Annotated in this window: 12 protein-coding genes; 2 read left to right on the forward strand and 10 right to left on the reverse strand. The window is 70.8% G+C overall.

Features of this window, described 5'->3' with window-relative positions; translation table 11 throughout:
* Positions 1-35: 35 nt before the first annotated feature.
* The 3 genes from smc to OCQ_RS18210 form a co-directional block, all read right to left on the reverse strand.
* The gene (gene smc / locus OCQ_RS18200; protein WP_008258935.1) at positions 36-3,626 is read right to left on the reverse strand and encodes a chromosome segregation protein SMC; all 3,591 of its coding nucleotides are present in this window, start codon (positions 3,624-3,626) and stop codon (positions 36-38) included.
* Between the two features lie 135 nt (positions 3,627-3,761).
* On the reverse strand, positions 3,762-4,055 hold the full coding sequence (locus OCQ_RS18205; RefSeq protein ID WP_008258938.1) for an acylphosphatase: 294 nt from the start codon (positions 4,053-4,055) through the stop codon (positions 3,762-3,764).
* Positions 4,042-4,455: an OsmC family protein gene (locus tag OCQ_RS18210; protein ID WP_014382984.1), complete on the reverse strand. Its 414-nt coding sequence runs from the start codon at positions 4,453-4,455 to the stop codon at positions 4,042-4,044. The genes OCQ_RS18205 and OCQ_RS18210 overlap by 14 nt, the downstream gene beginning before the upstream one ends.
* Before the next feature lie 52 nt (positions 4,456-4,507).
* Between OCQ_RS18210 and OCQ_RS18215 the strand changes: the two genes are divergently transcribed.
* The gene (locus tag OCQ_RS18215; protein WP_009956340.1) at positions 4,508-5,281 is read left to right on the forward strand and encodes a PIG-L deacetylase family protein; all 774 of its coding nucleotides are present in this window, start codon (positions 4,508-4,510) and stop codon (positions 5,279-5,281) included.
* 111 nt (positions 5,282-5,392) lie between these two features.
* Here OCQ_RS18215 and mutM read toward each other — a convergent pair whose 3' ends face one another.
* The 4 genes from mutM to sepIVA form a co-directional block, all read right to left on the reverse strand.
* The gene (mutM, locus tag OCQ_RS18220) at positions 5,393-6,241 is read right to left on the reverse strand and encodes a DNA-formamidopyrimidine glycosylase (RefSeq protein WP_009956339.1); all 849 of its coding nucleotides are present in this window, start codon (positions 6,239-6,241) and stop codon (positions 5,393-5,395) included.
* Positions 6,242-6,245: 4 nt separating this feature from the next.
* Positions 6,246-6,953: a ribonuclease III gene (gene rnc, locus OCQ_RS18225; protein ID WP_014385469.1), complete on the reverse strand. Its 708-nt coding sequence runs from the start codon at positions 6,951-6,953 to the stop codon at positions 6,246-6,248.
* Positions 6,950-7,549, reverse strand: a complete 600-nt coding sequence (locus OCQ_RS18230; protein ID WP_179960086.1) for a YceD family protein — start codon at positions 7,547-7,549, stop codon at positions 6,950-6,952. Before OCQ_RS18230 ends, rnc begins: the two co-directional genes overlap by 4 nt.
* 69 nt (positions 7,550-7,618) lie before the next feature.
* Positions 7,619-8,356, reverse strand: a complete 738-nt coding sequence (gene sepIVA, locus OCQ_RS18235) for a cell division protein SepIVA (protein ID WP_009956333.1) — start codon at positions 8,354-8,356, stop codon at positions 7,619-7,621.
* Between the two features lie 433 nt (positions 8,357-8,789).
* Between sepIVA and OCQ_RS18240 the strand changes: the two genes are divergently transcribed.
* Positions 8,790-9,956, forward strand: coding sequence for a permease (locus OCQ_RS18240; protein WP_041785127.1), 1,167 nt, complete (start codon positions 8,790-8,792; stop codon positions 9,954-9,956).
* 6 nt (positions 9,957-9,962) lie between these two features.
* On the opposite strand, the gene OCQ_RS18245 is transcribed toward OCQ_RS18240, so the two are convergent.
* The 3 genes from OCQ_RS18245 to rsmD all read right to left on the reverse strand — a co-directional run bounded on the left by OCQ_RS18245 (position 9,963) and on the right by rsmD (position 13,111).
* Entirely contained in the window at positions 9,963-11,672 is a 1,710-nt protein-coding gene (locus OCQ_RS18245) for a thiamine pyrophosphate-requiring protein (RefSeq protein WP_014385472.1), read from the reverse strand.
* Between the two features lie 226 nt (positions 11,673-11,898).
* On the reverse strand, positions 11,899-12,381 hold the full coding sequence (gene coaD / locus OCQ_RS18250; protein WP_009953984.1) for a pantetheine-phosphate adenylyltransferase: 483 nt from the start codon (positions 12,379-12,381) through the stop codon (positions 11,899-11,901).
* A 175-nt stretch (positions 12,382-12,556) separates the two neighbouring features.
* A complete protein-coding gene (gene rsmD, locus OCQ_RS18255) occupies positions 12,557-13,111 on the reverse strand; it encodes a 16S rRNA (guanine(966)-N(2))-methyltransferase RsmD (protein WP_008258961.1) in 555 nt (184 codons plus the stop codon).
* Position 13,112: the final 1 nt, after the last annotated feature.

Here is a 13,112-nt window from a genome sequence, read left to right on the forward strand (position 1 = left end):
CCGGTCGGTCACCGGGGCGTGCCCCGGCCCGCCGATCAGGTCGTGACCAACTGCTCCACCTGCTGGCCGCGCATCCGCTGGGAGATCACCGCGGTGATGCCGTCGCCCTGCATGGTCACGCCGTAGAGCGCGTCGGCGACCTCCATGGTCGGCTTCTGGTGGGTGATGATGATGAGCTGCGAGCGCGCCCGCAGCAGCTCGAACAGCGAGATCAGGCGCCGCAGGTTGGTGTCGTCGAGGGCGGCCTCCACCTCGTCCATGATGTAGAACGGCGACGGGCGGGCCCGGAAGATCGCCACCAGCATCGCCACCGCGGTCAGCGCCTTCTCGCCACCGGACAGCAGGGAGAGCCGGGTGACCTTCTTGCCCGGCGGACGGGCCTCCACCTCGATGCCCGTGGTGAGCATGTCGCCCGGATCGGTCAGCCGCAGCCGGCCCTCGCCGCCGGGGAACAGCACGGTGAAGACCTCGGTGAATTCGCGCTCCACGTCGGCATAGGCCTCGCTGAACACCTGCAGGATGCGGGCGTCGACCTCGTCGACCACCCCGAGCAGGTCCTTGCGGGCGGCCTTGACGTCCTCGAGCTGGGTGGACAGGAAGTTGTAGCGCTCCTCGAGCGCGGCGAACTCCTCCAGCGCCAGCGGGTTGACCCTGCCGAGTTCGGCCAGTTCGCGCTCGGCCCGCTTGGCCCGGCGCTCCTGGGTGGCGCGGTCGTAGGGAATGGGGGCCGGCGCGAAGACCTGCTCGCCGCGCTCCTTGGCCTGCTCGTATTCGGCCATTTCCAGGTCGGTCGGCGGCAGCTCGTTCTGCGGGCCGTACTCGGCGATCAAATCCTCGGGCGCCATGCCGAACTGCTCGAGCACCATCTGCTCGAGCTGCTCGATCCGCAGCGCAGCCTGGGCGTTGGCCACCTCGTCGCGGTGCAGCGAGTCGGTCAGGGCGGCCACCCGGGCGCCCAGCGCGTTCACCTCGTCGCGCACCGCCGCCATCGCCGTCGCGCGCTGCTGGCGTTCGGCGGCCAGGGCGTCGCGGATCTTGGACGCCGAGTCGACGACCCCGTTCAACCGCTGCGCCAGCAGCCGGCCGGAGTCGGCCACCGCCGCGGCCACCGCGGCCGCCCGCAGCCGCGCCTCACGTGCTTGCTGGGCCCGCACCCGGGCTTCGCGTTCGGCGGCGGCCGCGCGGCGCAACGAATCCGCCCGCCCGCGCACCGCGTTCGCGCGCTCCTCGGCGGTGCGCACCGCGAGCCGGGCCTCCACTTCGACGCTGCGCGCGTTCTCGGTGGCGGCGGCGATCTGCTGGCGGTCCACCGGTTCCTCCGCCGGCGCCTGCTGGGTCTCCTGGGCGTTGCGCAGCCGGGTTTCCAGTTCGGTGACTTCGGCGACGGTCTGGGTCCGGCCCGCTTCGAGCTCCTCGCGTTGCCGCAGCAGCCTGCTCCACTCGTCCTCGGACGTGCGGGCTTCCTGGCCGAGCCGGCCGAGCTGTTCGTACATTCCCGAGATGGCGCTGTCGGATTCGTTGAGGGCGGCCAGCGCCTGCTCGGCGGAGTCCTGGCGGGCGGCCTGCTCGGTCAGCGCGCCGGACAGCGCCGCGCTCAGCTGGGCCACCTGGGCCTCCGCGGCGGTCAGCTCGTCGCCGGCCTTGTCGATCTCGGAGGTCACCTCGAGCGTGGACAGCTTGCGATCGGAGCCCCCACTCACCCAGCCGGCGCCCACCAGGTCGCCGTCGAGGGTGACCGCGCGCAACCGGGGATGCTCGGCCACCAGGGCCAGCGCCCGGTCCAGGTCGTCGACCACCGCGACGCCCGAGAGCATCGCCGTGATCGCGCCGCGCAGCCGCTCGGGAGCGTCGATCAGGTCGAGCGCCCACAGCGCGCCCGCCGGGGCGGCCTGCGGGGCGGGGTGATCGGCGGGCCAGTCTCCGAGCACCAGCGCGGCCCGGCCGCCGTCGGCCTGTTTGAGCGCGGCGACCGCGGACCGGGCCGCGCCGAAGCTCTCGGCGGCCAGCGCGTCGGCCGCCGATCCCAGCACCGCGGCCAGCGCCGCCTCGTAGCCGGAGCGGACCTTGACCAGCTTGGCCATCGGACCCAAAAGACCTGTGCCGGAATGGTTTTGGGTAAGCCAGGCGGCGCCGTCCTTGCGTTCGAGGCCGACGGCGAGCGCGTCGATGCGGGCGCGCAGCGAGGCCACCTGGCGTTCGGCGTCCCGCTCGGCGGACTGCAGTTCGGCGACCCGCGCGTCGGCCAACCGCAGCGCGGCCACGGTGCGCTCGTGGTGCTCGTCGAGTCCCATCTCGCCCTGGTCGAGTTCCCCGACGCGACCCTGCACGGTTTCGAATTCGGCCTTGGCCTGCTGGGCGCGGGCGGCGGCGGCTTCGATGCGTTCGGACAGCCGCGCGACGCTGTCGTCGATCGACTCGACACGCGCCCGCATCGTCTCCACCTGACCGGCCAGCCGCGCCAGCCCTTCGCGCCGATCCGCCTCGGCGCGCACCGCCGCCATGTGCGCCCGGTCGGCCTCGGCGGCCTCGCGCTCGCGCTCGGCCAACTCGGCGCGCGCGCCGTCGAGCCGGGTGCGCGCCGCGGCCAACTCCGCCAGCAGCCGCTGCTCGGCGATCGCGACCTGCTCGGCCTCGGCTTCCAAAGCGTCGGGGTCGGTGTCGCCCGCCGCCACCGGCTCCACGTCGAGGTGCTGGGCCCGCTCGCTGGCGATGCGCACCGTGGCGGCCACCCGTTCGGCCAGCGCGGACAGCGCGAACCAGGTGTGCTGCACCGATTCGGCGCGTCCGGAGAGCTCGCCGACGGCGGTCTCGTGCGCGGTGAGTTCCTCGGACGCGACGGCCAGCCGCGCGGAGGCCTCGTCGTGTTCGCGCCGCATGGCGGCCTCGGCCTCGAAGATGGCCTCGCGCTCGCCCTTGCGGTTGACCAGGTCGTCGGCGGCCAGCCGCAGCCGCGCGTCACGCAGGTCGGCCTGGATCGTCTGGGCGCGGCGGGCCACCTCGGCCTGGCGGCCCAACGGTTTGAGCTGGCGGCGCAGCTCGGTGGTCAGGTCGGTGAGCCGGGCCAGGTTCGCCGACATCGCGTCGAGCTTGCGGAGGGCCTTCTCCTTGCGCTTGCGGTGCTTGAGCACGCCCGCGGCTTCCTCGATGAACGCGCGACGGTCCTCGGGCCGCGACTGCAGGATCTCGTCGAGCTTGCCCTGCCCGACGATGACGTGCATCTCCCGGCCGATCCCGGAGTCGCTCAGTAGTTCCTGAACGTCCATCAAACGGCAACTGCTGCCGTTGATTTCGTATTCGCTGGCGCCGTCGCGGAACATCCGCCGGGTGATCGAGACCTCGGAGTACTCGATGGGCAGCGCGTTGTCGGAGTTGTCGATGGTGACGGTGACCTCGGCGCGGCCCAGCGGGGCGCGCGACGAGGTCCCGGCGAAGATGACGTCCTCCATCTTCCCGCCGCGCAGCGTCTTGGCGCCCTGCTCGCCCATGACCCAGGCCAGCGCGTCGACGACGTTGGACTTGCCCGAACCGTTGGGCCCGACCACCGCGGTGATGCCCGGCTCGAAACGCAGAGTCGTCGGCGAGGCAAAGGACTTGAAGCCCTTCAGCGTCAGACTCTTGAGGTACACGGCGAGCCAGACTACCGCTCAAACCATCCCGGACAGGCTCACCGAGGGGTGTCGGCCGGGCCGAAATCTGCCGGCGGCGTCGCGGCGCGACGCACTGGTCACAGTGGTCACATCAGCCACGAGAAGCAGGCGCCGTCACCGCTCGACGAACCCCTCGAAACGCTCCTGGGGCTGCGACCAGTCGGCGACGACCTTGTCGACGCGTCCGGGCTGGGCGGGCCAGGACGCGCCGCCCCGCAGCAGCTCCAGCAGCTTCTCGCCGGCCTCCCGCGGCCCCTGGGCGACCACCAGCACGCGGCCGTCGGCCTGGTTGGCGGCGTAGCCGGTGAGGCCCAGCTCCAGCGCCCGGCACCGCGTCCACCACCGGAAACCCACCCCCTGGACGTTCCCGTGCACCCAGGCGGTGAGCCGGGCGTCAGGATCCGACATCGCTCACCTCGAAGTTGACGGCGGTGCCGGACTGCAGGGTGCGCCCGACCGTGCAGACCTGGTCGATGGCCCGGTTGACCACGACGCGCAGGCGCTCCTTCTCGTCCTCGGCCAACCCCGACAGATCCAGCTCCAGCGTCTCCTCGAGCAGCGGATACCGTTCCTGCTCGCGGTCGGCCGCGCCGGAGACCCTGATGACCGCCTTGTAGTCGTCGCCCAGCCGGCGGGCCAGCGGCATATCGCTGGACATCCCGCTGCAGGCCGCGAGCGCGATCTTGAGCAGCTCGCCGGGAGTGAACACGCCGTCGACGTCCTCGGAGCCGACGAGCACCTGCGCTCCCCGCGAGCTGTATCCCGTGTAGCGGCGAGTTCCGGTGCGTTCCACCCATAGTTCGGCCATGGCTCATTTCTACCGGCCGGCCGCGCCGTGACGCGCGGGCATACTGTTTGGCATGGCCACCGTCGTCGCGTTCCACGCGCACCCCGACGACGAGGTGGTCCTCACCGGCGGCACGCTTGCGCGCGCGTCCGCGGCCGGGCATCGCGTCGTCGTGGTCACGGCGACCGACGGGCGGGTGCACAACGAGGACGGCAACAGGCTGGGCGAATTGCGGTCGAGCGCAAGCATTCTCGGGGCCCAGCGGGTGGAGTGCCTCGGCTACGCCGACAGCGGCTACGGCCCGCTGTTCTACCCCGATCCGCCCGGGCGCACCCGATTCGGGCGGGCGGACCTCGACGAGGCGGCGGGGCGGCTGGCCGCCATCCTTCGCGATGAGCGCGCCGATCTGCTGCTTAGCTACCAGCCCAACGGCGGCTACGGCCACCGCGATCATGTGCAGGTCCACCACGTCGGCAAGCGCGCCGCCGAGCTCGCCGCGATTCCCCGGGTGCTCGAGGTGACGATGCCACGCGAAATGCTGCTTCGCGTCAGCGATCTCGCGCACCTGCTGCGGCTTCCCGGACCGTACGAACGTGACATCGTCCGGGGCGCGTATGCCCCGCGCGCGACCATCACCCACCGGGTCAACGTGTTCCGCTTCGCCCGCCAGAAGCGGGACGCTTTTGCCGCGCACCGTTCCCAGATCGGCAGTTCGGGCCTGGGCGCGCGCCTGTTCGGGCTCCTGATGCGGTTGCCGCCCCAGGTGTTCGGCGCGCTGTTCAGCCACGAGTGGTTTGTGGATCCGGCACTGCCCACGGGGACGCTGCGCCGTGACATCTTCGAGTGATGCACCTTTTGCGTCGTCGAGTGTGAACGCGGGGCGTCCGGTGTGAAAGCCGGTCACCCACCCTCGGCGTGTCGCAACCGTGTGGTCACCGTCAAAGCCAAGTCTTCACACTCAAACACGCGGGCGCGGTTGGCATTTCGGGCAATAGAACGACGAGCGGTTCATGAACTTCTCCCTGCGCATCACCGCGCCGCAGCGGCGGCAGCCCTGGCCTTCGCGGCCGTAGGCGTCCAGTGAGCGGTCGAAGTATCCGGATTCGCCGTTGACGTTGACGTACAGCGAATCGAACGAGGTCCCGCCCTTGGCCAGCGCGTCACGCATCACGTCGGCGGCCGCGTCGAGCACGGCGGTCAACTGCTTGCGGGTCAGCGCGTCGGCGATCCGCGCCCCGTGCACCTTGGCCCGCCACAGCGCCTCGTCGGCGTAGATGTTGCCGATGCCCGACACCACCTGCTGGTCGAGCAGTTGGCGCTTGATTTCGGAGTGCTTGCGCCGCAAGACCTTTACGACGGCGTCGGCGTCGAACCGGGGGTCCAGAGGGTCGCGCGCCAGGTGCGCGACGGGTTCGGGCACCACGCTGCCGTCCACCTCGACCAGGTCGGCAAGCATCCACCCGCCGAAGGTGCGCTGATCGGCGAAGCTCAGCACGGTCCCGTCGTCGAGCAGGGCGGAGATCCGGACGTGGTCAGCGCGCGGCACCGCGCCGAGCAGCATCTGCCCGCTCATGCCGAGGTGCACGACGAGCGCCGCGTCGCTGTCGAGCAGCAGCCACAGGTACTTACCGCGCCGGTCGGTGCCGGTGATCCGGTCGTTGAGGAGCCGGGCGGTCAGGTCCGCGGCCCCCGCCTCGTGGCGTCGGACCGCGCGCGGGTGGTGCACCCGGACGGCCGTGATCGTCTTTCCCACCACATGGGCGTGCAGGCCGCGGCGCACCACCTCGACTTCGGGCAGTTCGGGCATCGATTCAGCTGCCGGGAACGGTGTCCAGCGCTTCCAGCGCTTTCCAGGTCGCCGCCGCGGCCTTCTGTTCGGCTTCCTTCTTGGAGCGGCCCACGCCCGAGCCGTATTCGGTGTCGGCCACCACGACCACGGCGGTGAATTCCTTGTCGTGGTCGGGGCCGGTCGAGGTGACGACGTAGGACGGCGCGCCCATGCTGCGGGCCGCGGTCAGCTCCTGCAGGCTGGTCTTCCAGTCCAGCCCGGCCCCCAGCGTCGGCGCGGCGTCCAGCAGCGGGCCGAACAACCGCAGGATCACCTCGCGCGCAACGTCGATCCCTTGCTCGAGGTAGATCGCACCCAGCAGCGATTCCATGCCGTCGGCCAGGATGCTCGACTTGTCCGCCCCGCCCGTGTTCGCCTCCCCGCGCCCCAGCAGCAGGTGCACCCCGAGGCCCCCCTCGCACAGCTTTCGCCCGACGTCGGCCAGCGCCTGGGTGTTGACGACGCTGGCCCGCAGCTTGGCCAGGTCCCCCTCGCTGCGATCGGGATGGCGGTGGTAGAGCTCGTCGGTGATGGTCAGGCCCAGCACGGCGTCGCCGAGAAACTCCAGCCGCTCGTTGGTCGGCAGCCCGCCGTGTTCGTAGGCGTAGCTGCGGTGCGTCAGCGCCAAGGACAGCAGTTCGTCGGGCAGCTCAACCCCGAGGGCGTCGAGCAGAGCCTGCCGTGAGCTCACCGCTCACCCCGCGATTCGTCCGCCTCGGGGTCGAACATGCCCGCCAGCTTGACCCAGCGCGGGTCGATGCGGTCGTGCTGATGGCCCGGCTCGGCGGCCAGCGGCACCCCGCATTCGGGGCACAGCCCCGGGCAATCCGGCGTGCACACCGGCGAGAACGGGAGTTCGAGCCCCACCGCGTCGACGATGGACTGCTCGAGGTCGATGGTGTCGTCGACGATGTGGCCGACCTCGTCCTCCTCGGTGGTCGCCTCCGTGGTGCTGTCCGGGTAGGCGAACAGTTCGGTCAACCGCACCTGCACGGTCCCGTCGAGCGGGGTCAGGCACCGCGCGCATTCGCCGGCGGTGGGCGCGGTCACCGTCCCGGTCACCAGGACGCCCTCGGACACCGACTGGACCTGCAGGTCCAGTTCCAGGGGCGCGCCGGCCTCGATCGCGATCATGTCCAGCCCGATGCGCGCCGGGGTGGGCACGGTGTTGCGCACGGTCACCATCGCGCCGGGCCGCCGCCCGAGCCGGGTGATGTCGAACGTCATCGGCCCAGATAGCCGAGGCGCACCGCCGCGCGTCGATGAGGTGGTGTGCTGGCGCGTCATATCGGAAATCCTACGGCGCCCGCCGCACAATTCCAGGGCTCGCCCGCCCGCTGGGCGGGCGGCGAAACGCTAGCGCACGGCGTAGTCGTGCGTCCCGGCCGCCGTCCGCAGTTGGTGGCGGCCGCGGCCCACCGACCGCAGGGTGCCGTTGAGAAATTCCTCGAACTCGGCGAGCTTGTTGTCGACGTAGATGTCGCATTCGCCCCGCAGCCGGTCGGCCTCGGCGTGCGCCGAGTCGATGAGCCGGGTGGCCTCGGCGTTGGCCGCCTCGACCACGCTGTTCTGCGAGACCAGGCGCTGCTGTTCCTTGATGCCCTCTTGCACGGCCTTCTCGTAGGAGATGTTGCCGTTTTCGAGCAGCCGGTCGGCCTCGGCCTGGGCGCGCCCGACGCTGGCCTCGTAGTCGCGTTTGGCCGCGGTGGCGATGCGCATCGACTCCTCGCGGGCCTCGCCGACCATGCGCTCGCTGTGCTGGCGGGCTTCGCTCACCATCCGGTCGGCCTGCGCCTTCGCGTCCGATAGCAGCCGGTCGGCCTCCGCGCGGGCGTGGTTGAGCATGGACTCCGACTCGGTGGTCGCCGATTCGACCATGGACTCGGAGTGCGTCTTGGCGTCCTGCAGCATGGAATCGCGCGCGTCCAGCACGTCCTGGGCGTCGTCCAGCTCGCCCGGAATCGCGTCCTTGATGTCATCGATCAGCTCCAGCACGTCGCCGCGGGGCACCACGCAGCCGGCCGTCATCGGGACGCCGCGGGCTTCTTCGACGATGGCGCTCAATTCATCCAGCGCTTCAAACACTCGATACACGGCCGTACCCTCCTGGCGTCTGCAAAACTGTTGTTACCAGTGTGCCTGGTGTTGTCTCTGTGACAGCGGTGGCGACACCGGTGTGTCGGGTATTTGCCCGTTCCCGGTGTCCTAAACGCCCCGGCGAGCCGGTGCCGGCGTGGGCGTGGTCAGTGAGTTTCATGCGAAAGCGCCCGTTCACGCTGTTTTCGCGGCGGCGACGGCCGCGCGCGGTGGTTCGTCCATATTCGTCGCCGGGCCGCGCCGCTGCGGCCTTTGCCCCGGTGTGGGTTTTGCGTCGACGCGCCCGGACCCGGCTATTTGCCAGCGATTCTAGGGTCCGAGGAACCGCCGGACGATCGGGCCCTGTGCCCTTATACCCCCAAGGGGTATAGTCCGATCCGTCGGAACAGACTCACCTCGCGCCGGCGGCTCACCGCAGGAGGTTTCAGTGATGACGGTGCTATCGGCGATCGGGCACGCCCTGACGCTCGCGGGTTCGATGACATGGGAAATCCTGTGGGCGCTGATCGTCGGCTTCACCCTCTCGGCGGTGGTGCAGGCGGTGGTGCGGCGCTCGACGATCGTGGCGCTGATGGGCGATGACCGCCCCCGCACCCTGGCGGTGTCCGCCGGGCTGGGGGCGGCGTCGTCGTCGTGCTCGTACGCCGCGGTGGCCCTGGCGCGATCGCTGTTCCGCAAGGGCGCCGACTTCACCGCCGCGATGGCGTTCGAGATCGGTTCGACCAACCTCGTGGCGGAGTTGGGCATCATCCTGGCGCTGCTGATGGGCTGGCAGTTCACCGCCGCCGAATTCGTCGGCGGCCCGTTGATGATCGTGGTGCTCGCCGCCTTGTTCCGGCTGTTCGTGCGCTCGCGACTCGTCGACGCCGCCCGCGAGCAGGCCGAAAAGGGAATCGCCGGATCGATGGAAGGCCATGCCGCCATGGACATGTCGGTCAAAGGAGAAGGCTCGTTCTGGCGGCGGCTGTTCTCCCCGGCCGGCTTCACCTCGGTCTCGCACGTGTTCGTGATGGAGTGGCTGGCGATCCTGCGCGACCTTATCCTGGGCCTGTTGATCGCGGGGGCCGTCGCGGCGTGGGTTCCCGAGAAGTTCTGGCAGAGCTTCTTTTTGGTGGATCACCCGGTCTGGTCGGCGCTGTGGGGTCCGCTCGTGGGCCCCGTCGTGGCGATCGTGTCCTTCGTGTGCTCGATCGGCAACGTCCCGCTGGCCGCGGTGTTGTGGAACGGGGGGATCAGCTTCGGGGGCGTCATCGCGTTCATCTACGCCGACCTGTTGATCCTCCCGATCCTGAACATCTACCGCAAGTACTACGGCACCAAGATGATGCTGACCCTGCTGGGCACCTTCTACGCCGCGATGGTGGTCGCCGGATACCTGGTCGAATTGATCTTCGGCACAACGCATCTCATCCCGGCGCAACGCAACGCGACCGTGCTGGAGGCCTCTATCTCGTGGAACTACACGACCTTGCTCAACATCGCCTTCGGCGTGCTCGCGATCGTCCTCGTCGCCCGGTTCATCACCTCAGGGGGCCTGCCGATGCTGCGCATGATGGGCGGCTCCCCCGACGCCGACCGCTCCGGCCACGCGCATTGATCCGCGTCACGGTTGCGGCAACTGCACATCGAGCACCGTGCACCGGCCCTCGTCCGCCTCGGCGAGCGCCCACCCGATGGCCTCGCGCATCTCCGCCGGCGTGGTCACGCTGCGTCCGCTTCCCCCGCACGCGCGCGCCAGGGCGGCGTAGTCGGTGTCCGGCGTGAGCCGGGTCTCGGGAAAGTCGTTCTCCCGCATCGATATTCCCGGCCGATAGAGCTCCATCACCGGCAGCTTCGAGGCCAGGTACGAGTGGTTGTTCAAGACCACCGTCACGAACGGCGCGTCATGGCGATGCGCCGACCACAACGCGGCCGTGGGCACACCGAAGTTGAACGAACCGTCACCGCAGATCGCGACGACGGGCGCCTGCGGCCTGGCCAGTTTGACCCCGAAGGCCCCGCCGAGCGCCCAGCCCAACGCCGGTGCGCCCGTGTCGAAGAACTGCCCCGGCGGCCGCTGGACCTGCCGGGCCACGGCGGGCCGGTTGGTCACCGCCTCCTGGACCACCACGGCGTCGTGCGGCAGCGCGGCGCCCAGCGCGGCCAGCATCGCGTCGGGCGCATCGGCCGGCCGGTCGGACGCGGCACGGCGCGCCGCCTCCCGGCGGCGTTGCGCGACATCGGATTCGGCCGCCCGCCGCCGCGCGCTCCACTTCTCGCGCAGCTCGTCGGTGGCCAGCCGCAGCAGGGTCTGCTCGAGCAGCACCAGCGTCACCCGCGTGTCGGCGGTCAGCGCGATCTCGACCGGATAGGACCACAGCGGCATGCCGGCCTTGACGGGGTCCGCGTCGATCTGCACCACGTGGGCATCCGCGGGCGGGGCCAGCTGTGCGGGCACCCAGGGCACTTCGGAGTCCAGCAGCAGCACGGTGTCGGCGGTTTCCAGCGGGCCCGCGTCGCCCACCACGTGCAGGGGGTGCCCGAACGGCAGGTTGGCGCGGTCGCCCTGGTCGATCACCGGCGCACCGAGCAGCTCGGCGATGCGGGCCAACACGACCGCGGCCCCGGGTTCCGCCGCGGTCCGGCACGCGACGATGACGACCCGCTGCCCGGCGACCAGGATCCCGGCCAGCCGGCCCAGGGCCCCGGGGTCCGGGCCGGGCGGTATGGCCGGCGGCAGCCGGCGCGGCAACACACGGCTGCCGGGCTCCATCAGGGCTTCTCGCGGCAGCATGACGTAGGCGGGTCCGGACGGGCTGGACTGGGCGACCTGGAATGCCCGCCGGACGATGGGGGCCAACTCTCGCCCGCGGGGAACCTCCATGTGCCATTTGGCGTAGTTGCGCACGACGGCCGGCTGGTCGAGTTGCTCCTGCTGCCAATGGATGTAGGCGTCGCGGTGGCCGCGGACCTCCGGCGCCGAACTGTAGGGGGTGCGCCCGGCGAACATCACCACCGGCGTCCCGTTGCGCTGGGCGTTGTGCAGCTGGCAGCCCAGGTTCAGCGTCCCGGCATCGACGTGCACCATGACCGCCTGCGGACGGCCGCTGGCCATGTGGTGTCCGATAGCCGCCGCCAACGCGACGCTCTCGTGGACACACAGCACCGCCCGCGGGCTCGGCGTGCCGGCCGCGCGCGCCGCCGCCAGCGCTTCCTGGATCGGGGCGGAGTCGGTTCCGGGGTTGATGAAGAAGTGCGCGACTCCCTCGTCGGCCAGCAGGGCGATCAGGTTGGTCGCGGCCTCGGGAACGTCGAAAAGATTGTCTACCGTCATGGCTGCCGTTCTCCTTTGACGTCGGCGACCGCGCGAACCCCCCTCTTCTTCGGATCAGATCTTCAAGATACGTTCCGCCGTGGCGTAATTGACCCGTTCCGCTCGCTGGGCGTGGCGTTGCGCGCTCGGAGCCATCGGGTACCCGCGCAGCGCCCGGCTACTCCACACCGTTGCCGTCTCGTCAACGACGTTGCCGCCCAACGCCTTCGGCGGCAGACGGTGTCGCTCAGGACCGACCGGCACGCTTTTCGCGCAAGCGACGGTTGACCGCTTCGGGCAGCAGCTCCGACACGTCGCCACCGAGCATGGCGACCTCCTTGGCCAACGACGACGACACGAACGAATACCGGGGCGCGGTCGCGACGAAAAAGGTGTCGACACCGGCGACGTGCTTGTTCATCTGCGCCATCTGCAGCTCGTATTCGAAGTCGGTGCCGGTGCGCAGCCCCTTCACGATGGCGGTCATCCCCCGCGACCGCACGAAATCGACCACCAGGCCCTGCCCGGCCTCCACCCGCAGATTGGGCAGGTGCGTCGTCGATTCGTTGATCATCGCGATCCGCTCGTCGAGGTCGAACATGCCCTTCTTGGCGGGGTTGGTCAGGATCGCCACCACCACCTCGTCGAACTGAGCCGACGCGCGCTCGAAGACGTCGATGTGGCCCAACGTCACCGGGTCAAACGAGCCCGGGCATACCGCGCCGCTCATAGCCCGCGCCGACGACGATGCAGAGCGAAGCGATGCGGAGGAGCGGCGCCCACGTGGTGCGCCGGCGACGATGCAGAGCAAGCAATGAGGAGCGGCGCCATGGCGCGCGCCGAGACGATGCAGAGCGAAGCGATGCGGAGGAGCGGCGCCATGGCAAATGACGGTACACGCCCGCTCATACCCGCTCGGCGAGCTCCAAACGGGTGTCGCCGTAAACGCGTTGCGGCCACACCGACCAGCCGGCCGGCCAGCGCAGCGGCGCGCCGCCGGCCGCGCGCTCGACGACCGCGACGGCGCCCTCGCGCACCCACCCGTGCGCGATCAGCGCCGCCAGCACGGCCTCGACCTCGGCGGCGGCGACGTCGTACGGCGGGTCGGCCAGGACGAGGTCGACGGGAGAGGCGGTCCCGGCCGACAGCACGGCCGCCACCGCGCCCCGGCGCAGCGTCGCGCCCGGCAGCCCCAGGGTGTCGATGTTGCGCGCGATGACCGACGCGGTGCGCGGGTCGGACTCCACGAAGAGCGCGCTGGCGGCGCCGCGGGAGAGCGCCTCCAATCCCAGGGCGCCCGAGCCGGCGTAGAGGTCCAAAACCGCCAGGCCGCGCAGCTCGCGGCGCGCGGTCAGGATGTTGAACAGCGACTCGCGGACCCGGTCGGTAGTGGGCCGCGTGCCCCGCGGCGGGACCGCGATGCGCCGGCCCCCGGCCACGCCGCCGATGATCCGGGTCACG

This window comes from Mycobacterium paraintracellulare, from assembly GCF_000276825.1.
In the GTDB taxonomy this organism is placed as follows: Bacteria; Actinomycetota; Actinomycetes; order Mycobacteriales; family Mycobacteriaceae; genus Mycobacterium; species Mycobacterium intracellulare.